At 71.1% G+C, this 23,192-nt stretch carries 24 protein-coding genes and 1 pseudogene; 18 read left to right on the top strand and 7 right to left on the bottom strand.

From position 1 onward, the window contains the following. Nucleotides 1-20 precede the first annotated feature (20 nt). Nucleotides 21-1,451: a cell wall-binding repeat-containing protein gene (locus tag H516_RS0106485; protein WP_022888909.1), complete on the bottom strand. Its 1,431-nt coding sequence runs from the start codon at nucleotides 1,449-1,451 to the stop codon at nucleotides 21-23. A 182-nt stretch (nucleotides 1,452-1,633) separates the two neighbouring features. Between H516_RS0106485 and H516_RS0106480 the strand changes: the two genes are divergently transcribed. The 4 genes from H516_RS0106480 to fgd all read left to right on the top strand — a co-directional run bounded on the left by H516_RS0106480 (nucleotide 1,634) and on the right by fgd (nucleotide 5,475). Beyond that, nucleotides 1,634-2,386, top strand: a complete 753-nt coding sequence (locus H516_RS0106480; RefSeq protein ID WP_022888908.1) for a GntR family transcriptional regulator — start codon at nucleotides 1,634-1,636, stop codon at nucleotides 2,384-2,386. Nucleotides 2,387-2,639: 253 nt separating this feature from the next. Next, complete coding sequence (locus H516_RS0106475) at nucleotides 2,640-3,638, top strand: TIGR03557 family F420-dependent LLM class oxidoreductase (RefSeq protein ID WP_026378507.1); 999 nt, start codon at nucleotides 2,640-2,642, stop codon at nucleotides 3,636-3,638. After that, entirely contained in the window at nucleotides 3,635-4,453 is an 819-nt protein-coding gene (gene cofC / locus H516_RS18745) for a 2-phospho-L-lactate guanylyltransferase (protein WP_022888906.1), read from the top strand. Before H516_RS0106475 ends, cofC begins: the two co-directional genes overlap by 4 nt. Beyond that, entirely contained in the window at nucleotides 4,450-5,475 is a 1,026-nt protein-coding gene (fgd, locus tag H516_RS0106465) for a glucose-6-phosphate dehydrogenase (coenzyme-F420) (RefSeq protein WP_022888905.1), read from the top strand. The genes cofC and fgd overlap by 4 nt, the downstream gene beginning before the upstream one ends. Before the next feature lie 36 nt (nucleotides 5,476-5,511). On the opposite strand, the gene H516_RS22915 is transcribed toward fgd, so the two are convergent. After that, nucleotides 5,512-5,724 (bottom strand): DUF6194 family protein, encoded by a 213-nt coding sequence (locus H516_RS22915; RefSeq protein ID WP_425393475.1) that lies wholly within the window; start codon nucleotides 5,722-5,724, stop codon nucleotides 5,512-5,514. 144 nt (nucleotides 5,725-5,868) lie between these two features. Between H516_RS22915 and H516_RS22910 the strand changes: the two are divergent. Then, nucleotides 5,869-6,012 (top strand): annotated as a pseudogene (locus H516_RS22910) (MerR family DNA-binding transcriptional regulator); the annotation flags it as partial. 276 nt (nucleotides 6,013-6,288) lie between these two features. Here H516_RS22910 and H516_RS0106455 read toward each other — a convergent pair. The 4 genes from H516_RS0106455 to H516_RS0106440 form a co-directional block, all read right to left on the bottom strand. After that, nucleotides 6,289-6,786: a nucleoside/nucleotide kinase family protein gene (locus H516_RS0106455; protein WP_022888903.1), complete on the bottom strand. Its 498-nt coding sequence runs from the start codon at nucleotides 6,784-6,786 to the stop codon at nucleotides 6,289-6,291. A 209-nt stretch (nucleotides 6,787-6,995) separates the two neighbouring features. After that, on the bottom strand, nucleotides 6,996-7,829 hold the full coding sequence (locus H516_RS18735; protein ID WP_022888902.1) for an ABC transporter ATP-binding protein: 834 nt from the start codon (nucleotides 7,827-7,829) through the stop codon (nucleotides 6,996-6,998). After that, nucleotides 7,826-8,920 (bottom strand): putative F420-0 ABC transporter permease subunit, encoded by a 1,095-nt coding sequence (locus H516_RS0106445; RefSeq protein ID WP_022888901.1) that lies wholly within the window; start codon nucleotides 8,918-8,920, stop codon nucleotides 7,826-7,828. Before H516_RS0106445 ends, H516_RS18735 begins: the two co-directional genes overlap by 4 nt. A 110-nt stretch (nucleotides 8,921-9,030) precedes the next feature. Then, a complete protein-coding gene (locus tag H516_RS0106440; protein ID WP_022888900.1) occupies nucleotides 9,031-10,044 on the bottom strand; it encodes a putative F420-0 ABC transporter substrate-binding protein in 1,014 nt (337 codons plus the stop codon). 282 nt (nucleotides 10,045-10,326) lie between these two features. On the opposite strand from H516_RS0106440, the gene H516_RS18730 reads away from it, so the two are divergent. From H516_RS18730 to H516_RS0106400, 8 genes are all read left to right on the top strand, one after another. Beyond that, nucleotides 10,327-11,304: an alpha/beta hydrolase gene (locus H516_RS18730; protein WP_022888899.1), complete on the top strand. Its 978-nt coding sequence runs from the start codon at nucleotides 10,327-10,329 to the stop codon at nucleotides 11,302-11,304. Then, complete coding sequence (locus tag H516_RS18725; protein WP_022888898.1) at nucleotides 11,301-12,743, top strand: dihydroorotase; 1,443 nt, start codon at nucleotides 11,301-11,303, stop codon at nucleotides 12,741-12,743. Before H516_RS18730 ends, H516_RS18725 begins: the two co-directional genes overlap by 4 nt. Before the next feature lies 1 nt (nucleotide 12,744). Then, the gene (locus H516_RS0106425) at nucleotides 12,745-13,737 is read left to right on the top strand and encodes an LLM class flavin-dependent oxidoreductase (protein ID WP_022888897.1); all 993 of its coding nucleotides are present in this window, start codon (nucleotides 12,745-12,747) and stop codon (nucleotides 13,735-13,737) included. A gap of 135 nt (nucleotides 13,738-13,872) precedes the next feature. Further along, on the top strand, nucleotides 13,873-14,709 hold the full coding sequence (locus H516_RS0106420; protein ID WP_051138732.1) for an ABC transporter ATP-binding protein: 837 nt from the start codon (nucleotides 13,873-13,875) through the stop codon (nucleotides 14,707-14,709). Beyond that, nucleotides 14,706-15,542, top strand: a complete 837-nt coding sequence (locus H516_RS0106415) for an ABC transporter permease (RefSeq protein WP_022888895.1) — start codon at nucleotides 14,706-14,708, stop codon at nucleotides 15,540-15,542. The genes H516_RS0106420 and H516_RS0106415 overlap by 4 nt, the downstream gene beginning before the upstream one ends. Next, the gene (locus H516_RS0106410; RefSeq protein WP_026378502.1) at nucleotides 15,539-16,378 is read left to right on the top strand and encodes an ABC transporter permease; all 840 of its coding nucleotides are present in this window, start codon (nucleotides 15,539-15,541) and stop codon (nucleotides 16,376-16,378) included. The genes H516_RS0106415 and H516_RS0106410 overlap by 4 nt, the downstream gene beginning before the upstream one ends. Before the next feature lie 231 nt (nucleotides 16,379-16,609). Continuing rightward, entirely contained in the window at nucleotides 16,610-17,107 is a 498-nt protein-coding gene (locus tag H516_RS0106405) for a helix-turn-helix domain-containing protein (RefSeq protein WP_022888893.1), read from the top strand. Between the two features lie 92 nt (nucleotides 17,108-17,199). Continuing rightward, complete coding sequence (locus H516_RS0106400; RefSeq protein ID WP_245561737.1) at nucleotides 17,200-17,445, top strand: HepT-like ribonuclease domain-containing protein; 246 nt, start codon at nucleotides 17,200-17,202, stop codon at nucleotides 17,443-17,445. 150 nt (nucleotides 17,446-17,595) lie between these two features. On the opposite strand, the gene H516_RS0106395 is transcribed toward H516_RS0106400, so the two are convergent. Further along, nucleotides 17,596-18,678: an ABC transporter substrate-binding protein gene (locus H516_RS0106395; protein ID WP_022888891.1), complete on the bottom strand. Its 1,083-nt coding sequence runs from the start codon at nucleotides 18,676-18,678 to the stop codon at nucleotides 17,596-17,598. Nucleotides 18,679-18,930: 252 nt separating this feature from the next. Between H516_RS0106395 and H516_RS21220 the strand changes: the two genes are divergently transcribed. The 5 genes from H516_RS21220 to H516_RS21215 are packed head-to-tail and all read left to right on the top strand — an operon-like array spanning nucleotide 18,931 to nucleotide 23,177. Continuing rightward, nucleotides 18,931-19,950 carry an alcohol dehydrogenase catalytic domain-containing protein gene (locus tag H516_RS21220; protein ID WP_022888890.1) on the top strand — a complete coding sequence of 340 codons (1,020 nt, stop codon included), beginning with the start codon at nucleotides 18,931-18,933 and terminating at the stop codon, nucleotides 19,948-19,950. Next, nucleotides 19,940-21,118 (top strand): CaiB/BaiF CoA transferase family protein, encoded by a 1,179-nt coding sequence (locus H516_RS0106385; RefSeq protein ID WP_022888889.1) that lies wholly within the window; start codon nucleotides 19,940-19,942, stop codon nucleotides 21,116-21,118. The genes H516_RS21220 and H516_RS0106385 overlap by 11 nt, the downstream gene beginning before the upstream one ends. After that, nucleotides 21,115-21,978, top strand: coding sequence for an amidohydrolase family protein (locus H516_RS0106380; RefSeq protein WP_022888888.1), 864 nt, complete (start codon nucleotides 21,115-21,117; stop codon nucleotides 21,976-21,978). The genes H516_RS0106385 and H516_RS0106380 overlap by 4 nt, the downstream gene beginning before the upstream one ends. 9 nt (nucleotides 21,979-21,987) lie before the next feature. Beyond that, nucleotides 21,988-22,833 carry a DODA-type extradiol aromatic ring-opening family dioxygenase gene (locus H516_RS18715; protein WP_022888887.1) on the top strand — a complete coding sequence of 282 codons (846 nt, stop codon included), beginning with the start codon at nucleotides 21,988-21,990 and terminating at the stop codon, nucleotides 22,831-22,833. Continuing rightward, the gene (locus tag H516_RS21215) at nucleotides 22,830-23,177 is read left to right on the top strand and encodes a hypothetical protein (RefSeq protein WP_022888886.1); all 348 of its coding nucleotides are present in this window, start codon (nucleotides 22,830-22,832) and stop codon (nucleotides 23,175-23,177) included. Before H516_RS18715 ends, H516_RS21215 begins: the two co-directional genes overlap by 4 nt. The last annotated feature ends 15 nt before the right edge of the window (nucleotides 23,178-23,192 follow it).

Below are 23,192 nucleotides of genomic sequence, written 5' to 3'. Positions count from 1 at the left end.
GCGCCGAACGCCGAACCTGCTCAGCACTCCAGGAACAGCTCGCCCCCGAAGCTCAGCTTCGAGAAGTAGCCGAGCAGGTGCGCGCGGAGCGCGGTGACCTGGCGGATGTGATCCAGGGTTCGTTCGGGCGTGCACGTCGGCGGCACGAGGTACAGCGGGCCGAAGTTCGAACCCGCCAGCGGTGCGCCCGCGAGGGCATCGGGGTACTTGAGCCCGTTCGTCAAGTACACGTCGAGGGCCGGGTACGGCATGAAGGCCTCGTTGACCGCCATGTTCGTCGCGTATCGGTCGCTGCCCGAGTATCGGATCACGACGCCCCCGAGGTTCTTCAGGGAGGTCTCGACACCCGAGCTCACGACCGCCTTCCCGCCGACGATGTAGGCGTACGGGAACTTGCTCAGTTGCACGATCGAAGCGGCGTCGAGCTTCGACGCGCTACCGCGCACCGTCAGCACGGGGATCTTGTAGGCGCTGGCCGCTCCGCTCGCGGACAGCGCATCGGGGAAGTTCTCACCGGTGGTGACCAAGACCTCGAGCGGCGCTGCGGGGCCGAACTCGTGCGACAGGAGTGCCCGCGAGGTCGCGTACCGGTCGGCACCGTACACGCGAGTGGTCGGGGCGATCGCGCCGATCGCCGATTTCACGGCGTTCGAGATGACGCCGGGGCCGCCGGCGATGACGATCTTGTCGGGATCGAGGCGATTGAGCTCGGCCTTGACGTTCGCCGGCAGCGTCGTCGGCGGCACGAGCAGCAGCGGTCCGCCGCAATGCGCGGCGGCGGGTCCGGCGCTCAGGGCGTCGGCGAACCCCAGGCCGGCCGCGACGTAGACGCAGGAGGCGCCGCCCGGAAAGCCGCGTTTGGAGATGGCGACGGCCGTCGCGAAGCGGTCGGCACCCGCGATGTAGTCCTTCTTCAGGCGTGGAAGGGTGACGTCGATGCCGGTCGTGGTCTGCGAGTCGTTCACCTGGAACTGCACCAGGTCGCTGCCGTCGGGGCTGTCGGGCCAGAACATCGCATGGAGGTATTCCTCGGTGTTCGGCGGTTCGACGTAGGCGATGTTCTTGCCCTGCGGCGCACCGACGAACAGATAGGTGCCGTCGGCGCCGCTCGTCACCATGCCGCGGTACTCGTAGCCGGCGATTCCGGTGTTGTACCAGTAGATGTGCACCTTCGCCCCTGCCAGGCGGGGCGTGCTCGACCCGAGACCGGCGCGGATCGTTCCCGCGATGTCCCCGGCGAGCGAGGCCGCCTCGACCTCGGCCGCGGGGTCGAGCGTCGACGGGTCGGGCGGCGCGGGAAGCCCTGAGTCCTCCGCAGCGGCCGCAGCGGGCGGGAGCGGCAGGCCGGGTGGTGTCTCGACCGCGGTCGCCGGTGTCGCGCCGACGAGGGCGGCGGTGGCGATGGCGGCGATCACGACCGCGAACGCGGCCCTCTTCGTGGGCTCAACCATGATCGTGTCCCCCTGAACTCATCAACGGTCGCTTCACGCCGAAGGGTATTCTCGGGCGACCCCGCCCGACAGCCCCGGTCCGAGTTACATCGAACGGGGGGTCCTCGAACGGGGGGCGACGGTCCGGGCTTTTGGATCCAGAAGCTGTGCGGGTCTGCGTTCTTCCGATACATTCGGTTGGCATGAGTGAACTCACCGTCCCTGCAGGCCGCGCCTCGGGCGCCGGGCTCGACGCCGCCGCACTGCAGCAACTGGCGGGCAAGCACCAGACCGGGTACCGCTCGGTCGGAGTGATGGTCTACGACATCCTGAAGGACGCCATTCTCACCGGCACGCTGCCGCCCGGGCAGAGGCTGCGGCAGGAGACCCTCGCCGAGTCGATCGGCGTCTCACGGCTGCCGGTGCGCTCGGCGCTCATCCAGCTCGAGGCCGACGGGCTCGTCGAGTTCCACGAACGCCGCGGCGCCGTCGTGAAGTCGCTCTCCGCCGATCAGGCGCGCGAGGTCTACGGCATCCGCACGCTGCTCGAGGTCGAGGCGTTGCGTCTCTCGATGGCCGAGATGACCCCCGAGCGCATCGCCCGCCTGCGTGAACTCGGCCGTACCGCCGACGCCGAGGAGGAGGGCGCCGACTTCGTGGACGCCCGCACGGAGTTCTACGCCGAGCTCTACGACGCGGCGCACCGCCCGGTGCTCTGGGAGATGATCGAGCAGTTGCGCCTCAAGGTCGGCCGCTACGTGCTCGGCTGGCGCCTCGTCGGCGGTGCCGAGCACGGCCATTCGCACGAAGAACTCATCGCCGCCGTCGAGGGCGGCGACGTCGAGCACGCGAGCGGCGTGCTGCGCTCGCACCTCGAGCGGGTGCGCGACGCGGTGCTCGAGCTGCTCGTGGCGGGCGAGCCCGGCGCGACGGCGGGCGCCCCCTTGCGCCACTGACCGACGCCCGCCCACCCTCTTCGCGCACGTGATGTCGCGCGAACTGTCGTCACCCCGGGCGGACGGCGACAATTCGTGCGACATCACGTGTGGCATCGCGGTCGGGCGGGCGGGCGGGCGGGCGAGCGGGCGGGCGAGGGAGGCGGGGCGGCCGCTTGCGTTTTGGATCCAGTATCCGGAAGAATGAAGGCGAGGTGAGCGTGGCTCGCACCGTCGAGGTGACGGCGCCTCGCCGAGCAGGGAGGATGGAGGAGTGTCAGTGCACATCGGTTACGCCGCGATGCTCGAACAGTTTCCCCCCGCCGAGGCTGTGGCGCTCGCCGCGCTCGCCGAACAGCACGGGTTCACCGGGGTCATGGCGACCGACCACTTCCAGCCGTGGACGCCCAGGCTCGGCCAGTCCTCCCACGTGTGGAGCGTGCTCGGCGCCCTCGCCGAACGCACCCGCGGCGACTTCGGCCCCGGCGTGACGACCCCGACCTTCCGCACCCACCCCGCCGTCGTCGCTCAGGCGAGTGCGACCCTCGCGTCGATGTACCCGGGGCGGCACTGGCTCGGCATCGGTTCGGGCGAAGCGGTCAACGAGCACATCGTCGGCCAGTACTGGCCCGAGGCTCCCGACCGGATCAATCGCATGTTCGAGGCCGTCGAGCTCATCAAGAAGCTCTTCGCCGCGTCGATCGCCGGGCGCGACGTGCGGCACGCCGGGCCGAGCTTCAGGCTCGAGACCACTCGCCTCTGGACCATGCCGCCCGTCGCCCCCGAGGTGTACGTCGCCACAGCCGGCCCCGTGACCGCGCGCCGCGCCGGTCGAGTCGCCGACGGACTGATCACGACGAGCGGCCCCGCCGAGCGCCTCGACGCGCTGCTCGCGCGGTTCGCCGACGGGGCGCGCGACGGCGGCCGCGACATGCGACGCATGCCGAAGATCCTGCAACTGCACCTCTCATGGGCCGCGAGCGACGAAGACGCGATGCGCAACGCCCTCACCGAGTGGCCCATCGCGGGCATGCGCTTCGGACGCAGCGACATCCGCTCGCCGTTCGAGTTCGAGCAGCTCGCCCGCACCGTGCGACCCGAGGATTTCGACGGGCGCATGGTCGTCTCGGCCGACCCCGACCGGCACCGCGCCGAGATCCAGCGGCACCTCGACCTCGGCTTCGACCGCATCTACCTGCACAACGTCGGCCGCAACCAGGCCGAGTGGATCGAGGTCTTCGGCCGCGAGGTGCTGCCGGGGCTGCGGGCATGAGCGAGATCGACAGGGATGCCGCGGCCGAGTCGAGCCCGCCGGCCGTGCCCGCCGCGGAGTCGGCCCGCTGGGTCGTCGTCATCCCGGTGAAGGCGTTCGCCGCCGCGAAGAGCCGGCTCGGCCCCGCGGTGCCCGCGGCCGCCCGCGCCGCGCTCGCCCGGGCGTTCGCCCTCGATACGATCACGGCCGCGCGCGCAGCGCGCAACGTCAGCCGCATCGTGGTCGTCACGGGCGAGATCGACCTCGGCTCGCCGATGGCCGACGGGGTCGAGCTCGTGCGCGAACCGGCGGCCGGCGAGCCCGGGGTCGATGCCGGCGAGCCGACCGGCGGCGGGTCGGCGGCCGGCGGGTTGACCGCCGCGATCGACGCGGGCATCGACCACGCCCGCACGCGAGCGCTCGCCCCCGTCGCGGTGCTGCTCGGCGACCTGCCCTCGCTTCGCACGAGCGAGCTCGAGTTCGCCCTCGAGGCCGCGTCGCGGCATCCGCTCGCCTTCATCGCCGACGCCGACGGAACCGGCACGACGCTCGCGACCGCTGCGGAGGGGGTGCCCATGCGCCCCGCCTTCGGCGAGCAGTCGGCGGCCCGGCATCGGGAGGCCGGCTTCGCCGACCTCGCGGGCGGCGCGCCGTACGCGAGCCTGCGCCGTGACGTCGATACCGTCGAGGCGCTCGAGCGCGCCCAGCGGCTCGGCGTCGGCTTCCGCACGGCGGAAGCAGTCGCCGCGCTCGCCGAGGGATCGCTGCCGCACGCCGGGTTTCGACAGGCTCAACCAGTTTCGACAGGCTCAACCACCGATAGGAGCACGAGATGACCCTCACCCTCGGATACAAGGCCAGCGCCGAGCAGTTCGACCCGCGCGAGCTCGTCGAGATCGCCGTCGCGGCCGAAGGGCACGGCATGGAGTCGGTGTTCACGAGCGACCACTTCCAGCCGTGGCGGCACACCGGCGGGCACGCGCCGTTCTCGCTCGCGTGGATGGCCGCGGTCGGCGAGCGCACCTCGACCGTGAAGATCGGCACGAGCGTGATGACGCCGACGTTCCGCTACAACCCGGCGGTGCTCGCGCAGGCGTTCGCCTCGCTCGGCGTGCTCTACCCCGAGCGCATCATCGCCGGCTTCGGCTCGGGCGAGGCGCTCAACGAGATCGCGACCGGCTTCCAGGGAGCGGGCGAGCAGGAGTGGCCGGAGTTCCGCGAGCGCTACGCGCGCCTGCGCGAATCGGTGCGACTGATGCGCGCGCTCTGGAACGACCAGGGCCAGGTCAGCTTCGAGGGCGAGTACTACTCGACGCACGACGCCTCGATCTACGACCGGCCCTCAGGCGGTGTGCCGGTGTACATCGCGGCCGGCGGGCCGCAGGTGGCGAAGTACGCCGGGCGCGCGGGCGACGGCTTCATCTGCACCTCGGGCAAGGGCGCTTCGCTGTATGTCGACCAGCTCATGCCGGCCGTTCGCGAGGGTCTCGCCGCCCGCGACGACGGCCGCGCCTTCGACGAGTACGACCGCATGATCGAGATCAAGCTGTCGTACGAGGAGGATCTCGACACGGCCCTCGACAACACCCGGTTCTGGTCGCCGCTGTCGCTCTCGAAGGAGCAGAAGCACGACATCACCGACCCCGTCGAGATGGAGCGCGCCGCCGACGCCCTGCCGATCGACGTGATCGCCAAGCGCTGGATCGTCGGCACCGACCCCGATGCCGTCGTCGCCGAGATCGGCCAGTACATCGACTGGGGCTTCAACCACCTCGTGTTCCACGCACCGGGCGGCGACCAGCGCCGGTTCCTCGAACTGTTCGAGCGCGACCTCGCGCCTCGGCTGCGGGCGAGGTAGGCGGGGGCGGCCGGGCGGCCGTCTGCCTTGCGCGACTCAGGCGCGGCGGCGCTCCCAGCGGCGCTTCGCCGCAGCGTGCGGGTGGCGGAGCAAGCCGTGCAGCGCACCGGCCGAGCGTTCGCCCGGCGGCACGACGGCGACCCAGCCGAGACGGACGTAGGCGGGGCGCGGTTGCACGATGTCGCGGAGGGCCGGGTCGCCTACCGGTTCCTGCCCGCGTCGTCCGGCGTCGACATCGTCCCGGAACACCCCCTCGCCGAGCCCGGCCGGGGCTCGTCGGGGTAGTCCGCGCACGCCGGGCTGCACCGCGAGCGCGAGGAACAGGGACTCGCTCGGCGGGCGGTCGAGGCGATCCGCGACGAGCTCGTCGATCCGGTACTCCCGGGCGACACGATGACGATCGGCGAGCTCGCCGATGCCCTGGGACTCCGGACGTCGACGCTGCGGCACTGGGAGGACGAGGGGCTGCTCGCCCCGAACCGAGGGCCGAACCGCGAACGCAGCTACGCGCCGGCCGACGTGCTCGACGCGCGGCTCGTGCACCAGCTGCGACGGGCAGGCAACCGCATCCCGCCGTTGCGCGAACTGCTGCCGTCGCTTCGCGAGGAGGCCGCCGAGATGCACCTCGCCGACCGCGAGGAGAGAGCATCGTCGCGCGCTCACGGGCGTTGTTCGAGGCGTCGACCGCGTTGCAGCGCGCGATCGACCTCGGCCCGGCCGGAGGCGCTTCGGCGTGAGGGCGGGTTCGGTCGGCTCAACGCCGAGGCGACACCGGCGGGTAGTCCGGACGTCGAGGACTCGGCGCAGCGCGGCTCAGTGCAGCCCCGGCCGGTTCACGCTCGGCGGGATCGCGCAGAAGTCGTAGTAGGAGCGCGTCGGCATCGCCGGGTCGGTCACATCGACGATGACGGATGCCCCGGAGTGGGGCAGTTCGTCGCCCGCGAGTGTCCACACCGAGAAGTGCCAGACACCGCGCACCGCGTCGTCGAGCAGGTGCTGCCCGTCGACGACGAGCACGGTGTCGGGGTCCTCTGCGCCGGGCAACTCGCCCGCCCGGAACGGCTCGACGAGCTCGGTGCGCAGAGTCGCCTCGTCGACCCCGCCGAGGCTGCGGCGCACGACGCTCGTGCCGGTCTCGTCGCGTTCGCCGCGCGCGGCGATCACCTCGGCGAGTTCGTCGGCGACCCGGGCGGATGCCACGGGGTCACCGCCGTCGACCGCCACGAGACGCCGCCCGCGGCGGGCGTTGTGCAGGAACTCGGCGGCGATCCACTCGATCGTCGGCAGCGGGCCGGTCTGGATCGGTGACATGCCCCGATGCTACGCCCGGGCGGGCGCGCGCGCTGCCCCGCCACAACTTCGGCGTTCGCCACGGTTACGGGGGCGAGGGGGTGGTTCGATCCGAGATCGTGGTGATCCCCGAGGGAGTGGCGGCGCAGGCGGGGCGGGGCGTGCGCTCGGGCTCGGCTCGTGGCTCGTGGCTCGTGGCTCGTGGCTCTGGCTCGGGCTCGGGCTCGGGCTCAGGCCCGGGTCTGGGCGACGGCGGCGCCAGCGGCGGCCGTCGGTGCGAGCGACGAGGCCGCCGGTGCCGCGACCGCGATGAGCGGCCGCCCCGTCAGCGGGTGCTCGATGACCTCGGCCCGTACGCCGTAGACCCGCTCGACGAGTTCGGCCGTGAGCACCTCCCGGGGGTCGCCCGCGGCGACCACGCGTCCGGCCGCGAGCACGATCACGTGGTCGGCGTACGCCGCCGCGTGCGAAAGGTCGTGCAGCGCGGCGACGACGGTGAGCCCGTCGCGGGCGAGCCCGGCGAGCAGCTCGAGCGCGGTCAGCTGGGCCGAGAGGTCGAGGTGGTTGGTGGGCTCGTCGACGAGCAGCAGCTCGGGCTCCTGGGCGAGGGCGCGGGCGAGGGTGACCCGCTGCCGCTCGCCGCCCGAGAGCGAGCCGATCGGGCGCGGCGCGAACTCGAGGGCGCCGACCGCGGCGAGCGAGCGTTCGGCGACGGCATGGTCGTGCTCACCGGCCGCGGCGAAGGCGCCGAGGTGCGGGGTGCGTCCGATGAGCACCGCGGCGAGCACGCCGAGCTGCGGGTCGACCTCGGCCTGCTGCTCGGCGAGGGCGACGAGCCGGGCGCGGTCGCGGCGCCGCATCCGGGCGATCGGGCGGCCATCGAGGTCGAGCTCGCCCGCATCGGCGTGTTCGATCGCGGCGACGAGGTGCAGGAGAGTCGACTTGCCTGCCCCGTTCGGGCCGACGAGCGCCGTGAGGGCGCCGTTCGGCATGGTCGCGTCGACGCCGTCGATGATCGTGCGTCCGGCGCGGTCGAACCGCACCCGCGAGAGATCGAGGCTCATGCAAGGCTCCTTCGGCGCAGCAGCAGCCAGGCGAACACCGGGCCGCCGATGAGGGCGGTGAGGATGCCGACGGGCAGCTCACGCGGATCGAACAGCGTGCGGGCGCCCGTGTCGGCCCAGACGAGGAAGATCGCGCCCGCGAGCGTCGACAGCGGCAGCAGCGCCCGGTGGCCGGGCCCCGTCACGAGCCGCACGGCGTGGGGCAGCACGAGCCCGACGAAGCCGATCGAGCCGCTCACCGAGACGAGAGCGCCGGTGAGCAGCGCGGTGCCGCCGAGCAGCAGCACCCGACTGCGGGCGACGTTCACGCCGAGCGCTGCGGCCCCCGACTCGCCGACCGCGAAGGCGTCGAGGGTGCGGGCGCTCGCGAGCAGCGGCATCCCGACGACCAGGAACGCGCCGCCCGCGATCGCGACCGACACCCAGTCGGTGCCCGACAGCGAGCCGAGCAGCCAGTTGAGGATCTCGCGGTAGCTGTCGTTCGTCGCACTCCAGAAGATGACGAGGCTCGTGATCGCGCCGAACACGCTCGACACGGCGATGCCGGCGAGCACGGTCGCCGTCGGCGAGAGGCGAGCGCCGGTCGTGCCGGCAGCGCCGCCCGCCCGGCCCGCACCGAGCGCGAGCCCGAGCGTCGCGAGCAGGGCGACGATCGCACCCGCGAAGGCGGCGAGCGGCAGCACGAGCGACCACCCCAGCACCAGCACGACGACCGCCCCGACCGAGGCGCCCGACGAGAGGCCGAGCAGGTACGGGTCGGCGAGCGGGTTTCGGGTGACCGCCTGCAGTACCGCGCCGCAGAGCGCGAGGCCCGCGCCGACCGCCGCGGCGGTGAGCACCCGCGGCATGCGCAGTTGCCAGACGATGCCGTCGCGGAGCGGCGAGAGGGTGGCCTCGCCGAACCCGAGATGCGCGGCGACGCTCGCGAGCACGTCGGCCGGTGAAAGGGCCGCAGGCCCGATCGTGACGGCGACGACGACCGAGACCACGAGCGCCGCCCCGAGCCCGACGCCCCACAGGAGCGTGCGTGCGCCCGCGCCCCGCGCCCCCGCGCCCCCGCGCCCATCCGTTCCGGGGGTGCTTTCCCGCAAGTTCGACGGGTTCGAGCCCTCCGAAGTTGCGGGAATCGACCCCCGAAACGCTCCGGGGTGAGGAGCGGGGCCGGCCGGACCGGGGGGTGGGGAGGTGCGGGGTGAGGTCATCACGGCTCCAGTGCGTCCAGTTGGGCGACGATCGAGGCGACGGCGTCGACGTTGCGCACTCCCGCCTCGGTCGAGGGGAAGTCGACGACCACGTAGCGCTCGCCCTGCACGGCGGGCAGGCCGGCGGTCGCGGGGTTCGAGGAGAGCGCCTCGATCTTCGCCTCGGCGGTGTTCCACGGGGCGTCGACGAGCACGATCACGTCGGGGTCCGCCTCGACGACGGCCTCCCACGACATCGCCGTCCAGGTGTCGTGCACGTCGGCGGCGACGTTGTCGAGCCCCGCGGCATCCATGATCATCTGCGGTGCGCCGATGCCGGCGCCGACGAACGGCTGGTCGCTGCCCGAGGAATACCAGAGCGCGGTGTACCCGGCCTCCGAAGGTCGGACCGCCTCGAGTGCCTCGCGCTGCGCGGCGACGAGCTCGGCGGCCCGCTCGGGCACGCCGAAGATCGCTCCGGCCTCGTCGAACTCGCGGAACACCTCGTCGAAGGTCAGCGGGTCGGGCATGTAGCCCTCGCCCTTGCAGGCGGCGGGGGCGACATAGCTCGCGACGCCGAGCGCGGCGAGGGCGTCGCGCTCGCCGGCGCCCTCGGCCGAGAGATTCGACTCCCAGCCGGCGTAGATCAGCTCGGGCTCGACGGCGAGCGTCGCCTCCTGCGAAGGCACCTTGTCGCTCAGCACCTCGAGCTCGGTTGCGGCGTCGGCGTACTCCGACGGCACGGGGCCGTCGCTGAACGCGGTGCCGACGATCTTCTCCTCGAGGCCGAGCGCGAGCATGAGTTCGAGGGTCGACGACTTGACCGTCACGACGCGCTCGGGGGCGGCCTCGAAGGTCACCTCGGTGCCGCAGTTGTCGATCGTGAGCGGGTACGCGGATGCCTCGGCGTCGGCGCCGGTCGCGGCGGAATCCGCGGCGGGGTCGGCGCCCGTGGGGCTCGCGCAGCCGGCGAGCAGCGCGGCAGCGCCGAGGGCGGCGACGGCGAGCAGGGGACGGGTGGCGTGAGTGCGCATGGGCAGAGTTCCTCCGGGAATGGGTGCAGGGTGCAACTCCGACGAGGTCGGCGACTCGCGGCCCAATCCCGGGCCACCACGACCGGGCAAATCGTGCCCGGTGGTCGTCGCCAGCATAACGCCGCAACGAGTTTCGAATCAATACTGGATTCTGGATCCAGAATGGGTGATGATGGCCTCGCGGGTCCGAATCGCGTCATGCGAATCGGGTCGGGGCGACGGTTCGCCCGCCGTCCCGGGCCCGCGCGCAACGCCGCGTCGAGATCCGGGAGGACCCGCAGAATGAAGCACACCGAGGTCGAGTTCCACAGCGAGGGCGACCGCATCGCCGCCATCTGGCGCACGCCCGACACCCCAGGCCCGTACCGCGCCGTCGTGCAGGGCCCCGGCTGGCTGGGCCTGAAGGACGCGAAGCTCTACGTCCGCTACCACGAGGCGCTCACCGCCGCCGGCTTCGGCGTGCTCGTCTTCGACTACCGCGGCTTCGGCGATTCGGGCGGCGACCGGGGCATCCTCTCGCCGAACCGGCAGCTTCAGGACCTCGTGAACGCCGTCACCTACCTGACCACCCGCGACGACGTCGTCGCCGACGCGATCGGCGTCTTCGGCACCGGCGGCACGGGCGGCGGCAACGCCGTGCTCCTCGCCGACGCCGATCCGCGCGTGAAGGCGGCCGTGAGCCAGGTGCCCGTCGCCTGCGGCACCGACTGGCTGCACCGCATGCGCCAGGAGCACGAGTGGCTCGCCTTCCTTGCGGGCCTCGAGGACGACCGGCGCCTCCGCGTCACCACCGGGGCCGGCCGGCTCGTGCACCCCCGCGAGGAGATCATGGTGCCGACCCCCGAGCGCCGCGCCACGAACATCAAGGCCGACGTCGACGACAGGATCCCGAGCGCCATCCCGCTCTCGTGCGCCGAGGAGATCCTCGCGTACCGGCCGATCGACGCCGCCGCCCGCCTGGAGACCCCGCTCCTCGTGATCGGCGTCGAGGGCGACGCGACCACCCCCACCGACCACGCAGAGCAGCTCTACGCCGCGGCGAAGGGGCCGAAGCAGCTCATCATGCAGCGGCACACCACCCACTACGCGGCCTACGACCGCTACTGGACCGAGACCACCCCGCTGATCGTCGACTGGCTCGACCGCTACGTGCGGCCGAGCGACGTCGAGGTCCGCACCACCCGCTCGCCCGGTCAGGGCGAGACCGCAGAACGCCTGGAGGCACCCATGGAAGCAACGCGTCTGGAGGCCGTGCGATGAGCATCGACCTCAGAATCTCGGGCGGCATCGTCGTCACCCCGAGCGGCCCGGTCGCGGCCGACCTGCTCGTCGGCGACGACGGGCGCATCGCCGGCCTCGTCGCGCCGGGCGTCGAGGTCGCAGCATCTCGTGAGCTCGACGCATCCGGCCGTCTCGTGCTGCCCGGCATGGTCGACGTGCACGTGCACACCCGCGAACCCGGCTACGAGCACAAGGACGACATCCTCACGACCTCGCAGCAGGCCGCCGCCGGCGGTGTCACCACGATGTTCGGCATGCCGAACCTCAACCCGCCGACCGTCGACGTGACGACCCTGCGCGACGTGTTCGACCGCTACACCGCGAGCTCGATCGTCGACTGGAACCACAACCCGGCGCCGACGAAGTTCGACGACATCGTGCCGATGGCCGAGATGGGCATCTGCGCCTACAAGATCTACATGGTCGTCGACACTGGTCGCACCTACCCGCACCCGGCCGGCACCGGCATCCACGACCACGGCCACCTGCTGCAGATCATGGACCGCATCGCCACCACCGGCAAGCGCTTCATCGTGCACCCGCACGACCAGGCCCTCATGGACTACATCGAGGGCGAGGTGCTCGCCCGCGGCGAGAACACGCCGCAGGGCTACGCCTCGGCGTACGCGGCCCGCGAGGGCGTCATCTGGGACACGGCGATCGACGTCGTGCTGCGGCTGGCCGAGGCATCCGGATGCCCCGTGCACATCGCGCACATCCAGACCCGCCGTTCGATCGAGGCGGTGCGCCGCGCGAAGGCCGCCGGCGTCGACGTGACCTGCGAGGTGAACCACTGGGCGCCGTTCCTCTCCACCTGGCACGACGTCGAGACGCTCGGCCCGTACGCACTGAGCTACTGGGTGCCCGACGACAACCGCGCCGCGATCTGGGAGGGCATGCGCGACGGCACCATCGACATCGCGAGCTCCGACCACGCGCCGCACACGCGCGAGGAGAAGGAGATCGGCTGGACCGAGATGTGGAGCGCCCACACCGGCACCCCCGGCATCCAGTACTACTACGAGCTCATGCTCGACGCCGTGAACCGCGGAGAGCTCACCCTCGAGCGCGCGGTCGACATGGTCGCCCGCATCCCCGCCGAGAAGTTCGGGCTCGCGGGCGTCAAGGGATCGCTCGAGATCGGCGCCGACGCCGACATCGTGATCGCCGACCCGGCGCACGAATGGACCATCACGAACGACGACGTGCTGTCGAAGATCGGCTGGACCCCGTACGACGGCCGCACCATCTCCGCCCGGATCGAACGCACCCTCGTGCGTGGCCGGGAGGTCTATGCCGACGGCGTCGTCGTCGGCAAGCCCGGCGACGGGAAGCTCGCGGCCGCTCGGGCCGATGAATCGGCGGCTGCGGCCGCAGGCGTCGCGCTCGCCGTCGGCGGCGCGCAGGAAGGAAACTGACATGAAGTTCGGACTGCTGCTGCCCCACTTCGGTGAAGAGGCGAGTCGCGAGAAGCTGCTCGAGGGCTCGAAGCTCGCCGAGGAGAAGGGCTTCGACTCGGTCTGGGTGCGCGACCACCTGGTGTTCGAGCCGCACGGCGAGATGGAGAAGCCGAACCGCACCTTCTACGACGCGCTCACGACGCTCACCGCGATCGGCGCCGTCACCGAGAAGCTCGAGCTCGGCACGGGCTCGCTCATCCCGTTCCGCCACCCGCTCGTGACGGCGCTCATGGCCGGCACGATCACGCAGCTCGTCGGCCCGCGCCTCATCCTCGGCTTCGGCGCCGGCACCTTCGACCACGAGTTCGAGGCCGTCGGCTGGGGCGACCTCAACCGCGTCGAGATGGTGCGCTCGAATGCCGAGATCCTGAAGCGCGTGTTCACCGAGAACGACGTGACCTACGACGACGGCATCTTCTCGTTCGAGAACGTCACGATCGAGCCGAAGCCCGTCGGCGGGCGAATCCCGTTCTGGTACTGCGGCGCGACGCCGGCCTCGGCCCGCCTCGCGGCCGAGTACGCCGACGGCTGGATGCCCGGCCGCATCTCGCTGCGCACGATGGACAAGCGCATCGCGACGATGCGAGACATGACGGATGCCTCGGGCCGCCCCATGCCGACGGTCGCCGTGATTCCGCCCACCTCAATCGAGGACACCCGCGAGGAGGCGCTGAAGCACGTGAACATCCCCGGCCTGCTCGCCTGGGCGAACAAGGCGCGCTTCACGGTCAAGCCCGAGTCGGGCAGCTTCCAGACCGTCGAGGATCTCGAGGGCCAGCTCATCGTGGGCGACCCCGAGCAGGCCGTCGAGGAGATCCGCAAGTTCGAGGCGACGGGCGTCGAGCACCTCGTGTTCGACTTCCGGTTCAAGTTCGACCGGTTCTTCGAGCAGATCGAGCTGCTCGGCACCGAGGTGCTGCCGAAGTTCCGCCAGGGCCGGGCCGCGGCGTAAGCGAAGCCCGGTGGTCGAGTAGCGATCGCAGCGACCGTCTCGAAACCCGATCCTCACACGGTACGGGTTTCGAGACGCTCCTCCGTCGCTCCTCACCCGCGAATGATCGACATGAACCTCAATGAGGAGGAGCGAATGACGACGACGACCGAACCACGCCACCACGAGGCATCCCCACCCGCGCCGTTGATCTCGGTGCGCGACCTCTCGGTGACGTACGACGTGGCCCGCACCGGCAAGCGCCTCATCGCGATCGAGGGCGTCGACCTCGACGTGCACGAGGGCGAGTTCGTGACGGTGCTCGGGCCGTCGGGCTGCGGCAAGACGACGTTCATGAACGTCGTCGCGGGCCTCGTGAAGCCGACGACGGGCACCGTGCTCGTCGACGGCTCGCCCGTCACCGGGCCCGGCCCCGATCGCGCCGTCGTGTTCCAGGACTACGCGCTGCTGCCGTGGCGCACCGTCTTCGACAACGTGAAGTTCGGCCTCGAGATGCAGAAGGCGCTGAAGGGCGAGGGCTGGCGCGACCGGGTGCAGGAGGCGATCGAGATGGTCGGCCTCGCCGGCTTCGAGTCGTCGTACCCGCGTGAGCTCTCGGGCGGCATGCAGCAGCGCGTCGGGCTCGCCCGCGCGTTCGTCGCCGAACCGCGCATCCTGCTCATGGACGAGCCGCTCGGCGCCGTCGACGCCCTCACCCGCGAGGTGATGCGTGACGAGATCGACAAGCTCATCCAGAAGACCGGCAAGACCGTGCTCTTCATCACGCACTCGATCGAGGAGGCGATCCTGCTCGGCGACCGCATCGTCGTGTTCAAGAGCCACCCCGGTGCGATCAAGGAGGTCATCGAGACCGGGCTCGAGCGGCCGCGCTCCGAGCGCAGCGTGCAGCACGACCCGCGGTTCCTCGAACTGCGCGACCACCTGTGGGAGGCGCTCCAGGGCGAGGCGACGGCTGCGGCGGTCTCGAAATGAGCACCTTCCTCGCGAGCGGGCCGAACCTCGGCCGCAGCGGTGGCGTGGGCGCATGGCTGGCGGGCCTCAGCCCGGCGGGCAAGGCGGGCGTGCTCGCGGTCGAGGTCGTCGTCATGCTCGTCGTCTGGCAGCTCGTGGTCGGCGTGTTCGGGTGGATCAACCCGGTGTTCCTGCCGCCGCCCACGGCGATCTGGCAGGGCTTCGTCGAGCTCGTCTCGAGCGGGGTGCTCTGGCCGAACCTGCTCATCTCGCTGCAGGCCTGGCTCATCGGCTTCGTCGTCGCCGCGGTCATCGCGATCCCGGTGGGGCTGCTCATGGGCACCTCGCTGCCGGTCGACCGCGTGGTCGGGCCGATCGCGTGGACGATCTACGCGACCCCGTCGATCGCCTACCAGCCGCTCGCGAAGGCGTGGTTCGGCTTCGGCATCGGGCCGGTGGTCTTCCTCGTCGCGATCAGCGCGCTGTTCCCGATCCTGCTCAACGTCGCGGCGGGCATGCGCACGACGAACCCGTCGATCATCCGCGCGGGGCGCGTGTACGGGGCGAGCCGCACCCAGCTGTACCGATCGGTGTACCTGCCGTCGACGGTGCCGTTCCTCTTCGCGGGCCTCCGCCAGGCGGTCGTGCTCGCGACGATCGGCATGGTCGTCGCCGAGCTCTCGGGCTCGGCGATCGGCATGGGCGCCCTCATCATCAAGTCGGTCAACACGTACCAGACCGACCAGGCCTTCGCCGCGATCGCGATCATCGTCGCGTGGAGCGTCGGCATGGCCCAGCTCGTGACCCTCGTCGAACGATGGGTCGCCCCGTGGACGAGGACGGGACGGCGATGAGCGTCACCAGCGCGACCGGAACCATGCGCATCGTGCGGCCCCGCCGGGTCGTGCGTCGCGACGAGGCGAAGTGGACCTGGCTCCTCATCGGCGTCATCGCCGTCATCCTGCTCGTGTGGGAGGCCGCGGTCAGCTGGCTGCATCTCGTGCCCGAGGCGTTCCTGCCGCCGCCCACGGCGGTCGCGGCATCCTTCGCGCAGCTGATGGTCGACCCCGAGTTCTGGTCGGCGTTCGCCTACAGCCTGAGCAATGTCGTGATCGGCCTCGTGCTCGCCGTCGTGGTGGGCGTGGTCGTCGGCCTCGCGGTCGGCTGGTCGCCGGTGCTGCGGTTCACCGTCGCGCCGTTCCTCTGGCTGCTGTACTCGACGCCGAAGGTCGCGCTCGCGCCGCTGTTCATCCTCGGCCTCGGGCTCGGCAGCGAGTCGAAGATCGCACTGGTCTTCCTGCTCGCCGTGTTCCCGATCATCCTCAACACGATGGAGGGCGCCGTCACGGTGAGCCCCTCGCTCGTGAACGCGGGCCGGGTCTACGGGGTCAACGGCCTCGCGCTCGGGTGGAAGGTCATCTTCCCGGCGACGCTGCCGTACAGCCTCTCGGGCATCCAGCGCGGCGCCGCCCTCGGCTTCACGGGCGAGGTGCTCGGCGAGTTCCTCGGCGGCACCGGCGGTCTCGGCCACCTGCTCGAGTATGCGGCGTACCAGTTCGAGATGGCCGAGGCGATCGCCATGGTCATCGTGATGGTCATCATCGCGAACCTCACGCTGCTGCTCATCTCGACACTGCGGCGCCGGCTCGCGCCCTGGTACGACGATCGCAAAATTGCGGGAGCGCCGTAGGCGTAGGCGCAGGCGCGACCAGACCGCCGGCCCCCGTCTCATGCGCGATGGCGGGGGCCGGCTCTGTGTGTTCTCCAGGCCGGGCTTCCCTCCACGGAGGGCGACCACATGACCACACGACCACGTGAAGCACGACCACATGACCACATGACCACACCCGCTCGCGGAGGGAACCCCGCCTGCGGGAAATAGTCGATACGCGATATTGACGTTCCGCGATAGACTGGTGGTATGGATGTCTCCGCCGCAGCACTTCTCCGCGAGGCGCGTGTGAGCGCGGCGCTGACCCAGCTGCAGCTCGCCGCTCGCGCGGGTGTCGCACAGAGTGTGGTGAGCGCGTACGAGAACGGGCGTCGCGAACCGTCGTTCGCGACCCTCCGCCGATTGATCGCCGCGACCGGCCACCGTCTCGATGCCGCGATCATCGCCGAGCCGGAGACGAGCATGATCGAGGCAGTACGCAGGGCCGCGCCTGAGCTCAAGTCGAAGCTCGGCGCCCTCGGCGCGACCGATCTGCGGCTCTTCGGCAGCGTCGCCCGGGGCGACGAGGGCGAAGAGAGTGATATCGACCTGCTCGTCGACCTCGCGCCAGGTGTCGGTCTGTTCGGCCTCCTTCGCATGCAGACCGCGGCCGAGGCGATTCTCGGTCGGTCCGTCGACGTGGTGCCGGCAGATTCACTGAAGCCCGACATCGCCGAGAAAGTGCTGAGCGAGGTCGTCCCACTGTGAGCCGAGCCGAGCGCGAGCGCCTCCTCGACATCGTGGCCGCCTGCTCGGCCATCTCATCGCATGTTGTCCGCGGTGATGCCGACGCTGACCTCGTGTTCGATGCGATCCGAATCCGCCTCGTCGAGATCGGCGAAGCCGTGAAGGGCCTGCCGCCGAGTCTTCGAGATCGTGAGCCATCGGTGCCCTGGGAGGAGATCGCGCGGATGCGCGATGTCCTCACGCATCGCTACTTCGACACGACGCACGCGATCGTGCTCTCTACGGCGCGCAACGACATACCCCAACTCGCGGCGGCGGTGGGGCGCCTCCTCGCGGTGCTCGAGTCCGACGGCCGGTGAGGTCGGGCGCTCGGTATTGAAAGTGGTCTCGACCACTCAACCGCCAACCGACGCGAGAGCCCCCGCCGTCATGCGCTGCGGCGCGGGCTCTCGGTGCGAAGTGCGAAGTGCGAAGTGCGAGGTGCGGTGCGGGCGCGAGCCCGCCGGACCTCAGGGGTACGGCAGCGTCGCGGGCTCCTCGTTGGTGAGGCCGAGCAGCTCCTGCGCCTTCTCGAGGTACACGAGCTGCGACTCGTCGAACTCGATGGGCTCGAGCTCCTGGGTCTCGATCGTCGTGTCCCACGCCTCGGTGCCGAAGTACAGGTTCTGGCAGGCGAGATGCCCGTCGAGCACCCACACGCTGTCGGACCCGCGGAGCGCCGAGACGTCGAAGTCATTGGCCTCGTAGATGTCGAGCACCGAGTCGACGTTCTCGGGGAACTCGCCGGGCGCGGGCGCCGTCATGTAGTCGGTCGCCTTGAGCGTCGCGCGCAGGAACCGCACCATCGTGTTCGGGTTCTCGGCGGCGTACGCACTGCCCGACACCATCACGTCGTTCGCCCAGTTGCGCAGCGCCTCGACCGGGATCTCGGCGCCGTGCTCCTCGAGCGCTGGCCGGTCGTCGGCGTAGAACGGCTGCAGGCTGATCTTGTCGTTGACGAAGAACTCGGTCCACGACTCCGAGCCGGGGCCCGGGTAGACGACCTCGACATTCACCGTGTCCAGGTCCCAGCCCTCCTCCTTCAGCACGCGCTTGCGCTGGAACTCGGCGGGGTCGCCGGGAGTTCCGGCGAGCACGACCGAGGTGCCGTCGAGATCGGCGACCTCCTCGATGCCCTGCTGCACGGCGAAGTCGAAGTTCTGACGGCAGTAGTGGCCGCTGACGAGGTCGACCTCGACGCCCCCGCGGATCGCCTCGATGACGGTGCCGGTCGACTCGACGCCGATGTCGGCGCTGCCCGAGGCGACGGCCGCGGTGACGTTGTCGGCGGTGATGACCTCGACGGTGAGGCCCTCCTCCTCGTAGTAGCCGAGGTCGGTCGCGAGCACGTACATCGAGTACATCGTGACGTCGGGGAAGGGGATGGCGACCGTGATGTCGGTGTTCTCGGCCGCGCCGGGTTCGCCGTCGGCGAGTTCGACGGGCTCGGCCGACGGGTCGGCGCCGCTCGAGGCGGCACAGCCGGCGAGCAGTGCGAGGGCTGCCAGGCCGACGACCGCCGCCCGGCCCGATCGGGGGATGGATCTGCGCATGATGCTCCGTTCTTGGCGGGTGGTGCGCTGAGGCTCCCGCGGAGAACGAACGCCTCATCGCGAATATCATGGATACGGTATCCAAAATGGATCGGAGTGTCTATCGTTTTCTTGAGGAGCCCGCGCGGAAGAAGGCATGACCGCGACGCGATTGGGCATGGCAGATCGCTGGCTCGTTCGCGCAAGGCATGGATACCGTTTCCGCAGACCTCGCGGGAACGGCCGCGACTCGATGAGGAGACGGAGGCAGGGGTGCGCGCAGCGGTGCTCTCGAGCCACGGCCTCGACGGGATCTCCGTCATCGAACGCGATGAGCCGCGGCCGGCGCCGGGGGAGGTGCTCGTGCGCGTCGAGACCGTCGGGGTCAACCAGCTCGACCTCAACGTCATCGCCGGGCGCGGCCCCGGCACGGCCGCCAGGCTGCCCCGCGTGCTCGGGCTCGATCCGGCGGGCATCGTCGTCGCGCTCGGCGACGGCGTCGACCCCGCCCGCCTCGACGAGGCCGTCGTCGTGAAGCCGAACATCGCATGCGGCGCCTGCGCGGCATGTGCGCAGGAACGCGAAGCCGACTGCCCCGCGCAGACGGTGGTCGGCGTGCACCGCGACGGCGGTGCGGCCGAGATCGTCGCCGTGCCTGCGAAGAACGCGATCGCTCGCGGAGGCATCCCCGCCGAGATCGCGACCGCCGCCGTGCACAGCGTGCCCATCGTGCTCAACGCCTTCGAGACCGCGAGGGTCGCCGAAGGCGACCGCGTGCTCGTCACCGGAGCGGGCGGCACGCTCGGCCGGGCCGCCACCGCCCTCGCGGCGCACTTCGGTGCCGAGGTCGTCGCCGCGTCGCGCTCGGTGATCGCAGCGTCCGAACTGCCCGAAGGGGTCGTGGGCATCGCCGCGACGGATGCCGCCGCACTCCGCGCGCAGCTCTCGGAGCGCCACCCCGGCGGTTTCGACGTCGTCATCGACGTGAGCGGGCACGGTCCGACGCTCGGCGCCGGGGTCGCCGCGCTCGCGTGGAACGGCCGGGCCGTGTTCTGCGCCGCTGTCTCGGACCGCACGCTCGAACTCGACACCCTCGACTTCTACCTCCGCCGCAAGCGGCTCATCGGGGTCGCGAGCGCCGACTACGCCCAGGTGCGTCGCGCCCTCGACCTCGTGGCGGCAGGCGCCGTCACCCCCCGCATCGGCGCCCGGTACCCGCTCGACGAGATCGGGCGCGCCTACCGCGGCTTCGCCGGCTCGCCCCCAGGAAAGGTGATCATCGATGTCAGCTGAACACGCAGGTCCGCTCGCCGGCATCCGGGTCGTCGAACTCGGCCAGTACATCTCGGGGCCGTACGCCGCGAAGCTGCTCGCCGACCTCGGCGCCGACGTCGTCAAGGTCGAGTCTCCGGGCGGTGACCCCATGCGCCGCTGGGAGGGTCGCGGCACGATGAGCCCGCAGTTCGCGGCCTACAACCGCGGCAAGCGCGCCGTCGTGCTCGACCTCAAGAGCGACGGTGGCCTTGCCGAGCTGCTGCGGCTCGCGGGCGACGCCGACGTGCTCATCGAGAACTTCCGGCCGGGGGTCGCGCAGCGACTCGGCTTCGGTCCGGAGGTGCTGCACGAGCGCAACCCGCGTCTCGTGAGCTGCGCGATCACCGGCTTCGGCGCCGACGGCCCGTATGCCGCCCGCCCCGCCTACGACACCGTCATCTCGGCGGTCGGCGGCATGTACAGCCAGGTCGTGCCCGAACACATCCTGCGGCCGCTCGGCCCGGCGTTCTCCGACCTGCTCTCAGGCATGCAGGCCGCGCAGGCCGTGCTCGCGGCGCTGCACGCCCGCAACGCGACGGGCCACGGCGAGCACGTCGAGGTGTCGATGGTGGGATCGCTCATCGACTTCCTCACCGAGGCGGCGTCGACCTACCTCGAGACCGGTCAGGTCGCCGGCCCCGACTCCCGGCCCCGCCGCGCGCAGGCCTACGCCTGCCGCGGTTCCGACGGGCGCGCCTTCGTCATCCACATGTCGGTGCCCGAGAAGTTCTGGACGGGGCTGCTCGAGGTGCTCGAGCACCCCGAGCTCACCGAGGATCCTCGCTTCGCGAGCCGCGAGGCGCGGGTTGCGAACTACGACGCCCTCGATGCCGAGCTGAAGGCGATCACGGCGCGGATGCCACGGCAATTCTGGCTCGATCGGCTCGCCGCCCACGACATCCCCCACGGCCCCCTGAACACCGTCGCCGAACTCTTCGACGACCCGCAGATCGCGGCCATGGAGCTCGTCGAGGAGATCGTCGGCCACGACGGCGGCCCGCTGCGGGTGCCCGTTCCGAGCACCCGTTTCGGCCGCAGCGGCCGGCCCCCGCTGCGCGCCGCCCCCGGGCTCGGCGAGCACGACGGAGAGCTGCTCGGCGAAGCATCCGGACTCATCGAAACCATGACCGAAGGGAGCCGCGCATGACCCGCCCCGACGAGCTCGTCGCGATCGACGTGCACACCCACCCGCAGACCGAGGAGTTCCTCGCCGCGATGGGCAGGCGCCACCAGCAGATGGCGAAGCACTTCGGCCGCGAGCGCCCAGCCGTCTCGTTCGCCGAGCAGGCCGACCAGTACCGCGAGCGCAGGATGATGGCCGTCATCGTGAACTCCGACTCCGAGACGACCTCGGGCATCAAGGGCGCGCCGAACGACCTGCTCGGCCGGGCGCAGCTCGACCACCCCGACGCGTTCATCGCGTTCGCCGGCATCGACCCGTGGAAGGGCGAGGCCGCGATCGCCGAGATCCGCCGCATGCACGCCGAATACGGCATCAAGGGCGTCGGCGAGCTCAACGCCGCGCGGCAGAAGTTCCTGCCGAACGACCGCCGGTTCTTCCCGATCTGGGAGGCGTGCGCCGAACTCGGGCTCGTCGTGATGTTCCACTCGGGCTTCCCGGGCGCAGGGGCCGGCACGCCGGGCGGTGGCGGGTACCGGCTCGAGAACGCCCGGCCGATCCCGTACCTCGACGATGTCGCGGCCGAGTTCCCCGAGCTCAAGATCATCAGCGCGCACCCGGCCTGGCCGTGGCACCTCGAGAACCTCGCGATGGTGTGGCACAAGTCGAACGTCTACCTCGACCTCTCGGGGTGGGCGCCGAAGTACCTGCCGCCCGAGGTCGTGCGCTACGCCGACTCGCTCATCACCGACCGGGTGCTGTTCGGCTCGGACTGGCCGGTGATGACCGTCGACCGCTGGATGGACGAGTTCGCCGAGTTGCCGTTCAAACCCGAGTCGCGGCAGAAGATCCTGCTCGACAACGCCCGCAAGCTGTTCGGAATCTGAGAGGACGACATGGCCGAACTCGTGCTCGCGGCGGTGACGCCGCACAACCCCCTGCTCTGGCGCTCGATGCGCGACCCGATGCCCGACGATCTCGCGGGGGTGGCGGCGGGGTTCGCGCGGATCCGTCAGGCGTTCGCCGAGCACGAGCTCGACGCGATCGTCGTGATCGGCACCGACCACCTGCGACAGTTCTTCTACGACAACTCGCCCGCCTTCGTCGTCGGCAAGGCCGAGTCGTATCACGGCACCTGGGAGAACGAGGTGCGCACCTTCGGCATGGAGCACGTCGAGCTCGCCGGGCACCGCGAGCTCGCCGATGCGATCACCGGTCGCGCGGTGCTGCCCGAGACGGTCGACCTCTCGGTGAGTCTCGAGTGGCGGCTCGACCACAGTTTCGTCATCCCGCTGCAGTACGTCAGGCCCGAGCTCGACCTTCCCGTCGTGCCGATCCACACGAACGCGTCGATGCCGCCCGTGCCGTCGGTGCGCAGGTTCATCGCGCTCGGCGAGCACGTGCGGCGGGCGATCTCCTCCTGGGACTCGGACGCCCGCGTCGCCCTGCTGACCTCGGGCCACATGGCCAACGACGTGGGCGGGCCGCGCACCTTCGCGGGCTCGCCCGACCCCGCGTTCGACGAAGCCGCTGCCGGGTGGATGCGGGACGGCGACCTCGAGGGGGCCGTCCGCGTGTGCAGCGACTTCGAGCGCCTGCTCGACGCCGGATGCATGACCTACCAGTACCTCAACGCGATCACCGCGCTCGCCGCGATGGGCGGGCGGCCCGCCGACGTCGTCGACGTCGCCGAGTCGCGATTCGCGTCGAGCCCGTTCTTCCTGTGGGGGAGCAAACGATGACGAAGTACATGGTCGACAAGTTCCTTCGATGGGTCGAGCTGAGCGACGAGCGGGTCGCCGCCTACGTCGACGACCCGGCCGCGTACGTCGAGGGATGGCTCGGGGCCGCCCCCGGGCCGGAGGCCGCGACCGACGACCGCTCGCTGACCGATGCCGAGCGGGCGGCCTTCGTTGGGCGCGACTTCGCAGCGCTGTACGCGCTCGGGGCGCACCCGTACCTGCTGTGGCACTTCACCGAGGCGGTGCACGCGCACGAGTTCACGCCCGAGTCGGGATGGCGCGCACTCGTCGAGCGGTATCGCGCGGCGGTCGCGCCGCAGGGACTCGTCGACTACATCCCGTAGCTGTCCCGGCCATCC

It is taken from the genome of Agromyces italicus DSM 16388, from assembly GCF_000421545.1.
Taxonomy (GTDB): Bacteria; Actinomycetota; Actinomycetes; order Actinomycetales; family Microbacteriaceae; genus Agromyces; species Agromyces italicus.
This window is presented reverse-complemented; position numbering and strand designations above follow the sequence as displayed.

Bases quoted from the DNA above. Each gene is read 5' to 3' on its own strand.
- H516_RS0106425 (WP_022888897.1), top strand. From the start codon at position 12,745: ATGAAGTTCGGACTGCTGCTGCCCCACTTCGGTGAAGAGGCGAGTCGC.
- H516_RS0106405 (WP_022888893.1), top strand. From the start codon at position 16,610: ATGGATGTCTCCGCCGCAGCACTTCTCCGCGAGGCGCGTGTGAGCGCG.
- H516_RS18735 (WP_022888902.1), bottom strand. From the start codon at position 7,829: ATGAGCCTCGATCTCTCGCGGGTGCGGTTCGACCGCGCCGGACGCACG.
- H516_RS0106480 (WP_022888908.1), top strand. From the start codon at position 1,634: ATGAGTGAACTCACCGTCCCTGCAGGCCGCGCCTCGGGCGCCGGGCTC.
- H516_RS18715 (WP_022888887.1), top strand. From the start codon at position 21,988: ATGGCCGAACTCGTGCTCGCGGCGGTGACGCCGCACAACCCCCTGCTC.
- H516_RS0106385 (WP_022888889.1), top strand. From the start codon at position 19,940: ATGTCAGCTGAACACGCAGGTCCGCTCGCCGGCATCCGGGTCGTCGAA.
- H516_RS18725 (WP_022888898.1), top strand. From the start codon at position 11,301: ATGAGCATCGACCTCAGAATCTCGGGCGGCATCGTCGTCACCCCGAGC.
- H516_RS0106440 (WP_022888900.1), bottom strand. From the start codon at position 10,044: ATGCGCACTCACGCCACCCGTCCCCTGCTCGCCGTCGCCGCCCTCGGC.
- H516_RS0106485 (WP_022888909.1), bottom strand. From the start codon at position 1,451: ATGGTTGAGCCCACGAAGAGGGCCGCGTTCGCGGTCGTGATCGCCGCC.
- H516_RS0106455 (WP_022888903.1), bottom strand. From the start codon at position 6,786: ATGTCACCGATCCAGACCGGCCCGCTGCCGACGATCGAGTGGATCGCC.
- H516_RS0106415 (WP_022888895.1), top strand. From the start codon at position 14,706: ATGAGCACCTTCCTCGCGAGCGGGCCGAACCTCGGCCGCAGCGGTGGC.
- fgd (WP_022888905.1), top strand. From the start codon at position 4,450: ATGACCCTCACCCTCGGATACAAGGCCAGCGCCGAGCAGTTCGACCCG.
- H516_RS0106410 (WP_026378502.1), top strand. From the start codon at position 15,539: ATGAGCGTCACCAGCGCGACCGGAACCATGCGCATCGTGCGGCCCCGC.
- H516_RS0106420 (WP_051138732.1), top strand. From the start codon at position 13,873: ATGACGACGACGACCGAACCACGCCACCACGAGGCATCCCCACCCGCG.
- H516_RS0106380 (WP_022888888.1), top strand. From the start codon at position 21,115: ATGACCCGCCCCGACGAGCTCGTCGCGATCGACGTGCACACCCACCCG.
- H516_RS18730 (WP_022888899.1), top strand. From the start codon at position 10,327: ATGAAGCACACCGAGGTCGAGTTCCACAGCGAGGGCGACCGCATCGCC.
- H516_RS21215 (WP_022888886.1), top strand. From the start codon at position 22,830: ATGACGAAGTACATGGTCGACAAGTTCCTTCGATGGGTCGAGCTGAGC.
- cofC (WP_022888906.1), top strand. From the start codon at position 3,635: ATGAGCGAGATCGACAGGGATGCCGCGGCCGAGTCGAGCCCGCCGGCC.
- H516_RS0106395 (WP_022888891.1), bottom strand. From the start codon at position 18,678: ATGCGCAGATCCATCCCCCGATCGGGCCGGGCGGCGGTCGTCGGCCTG.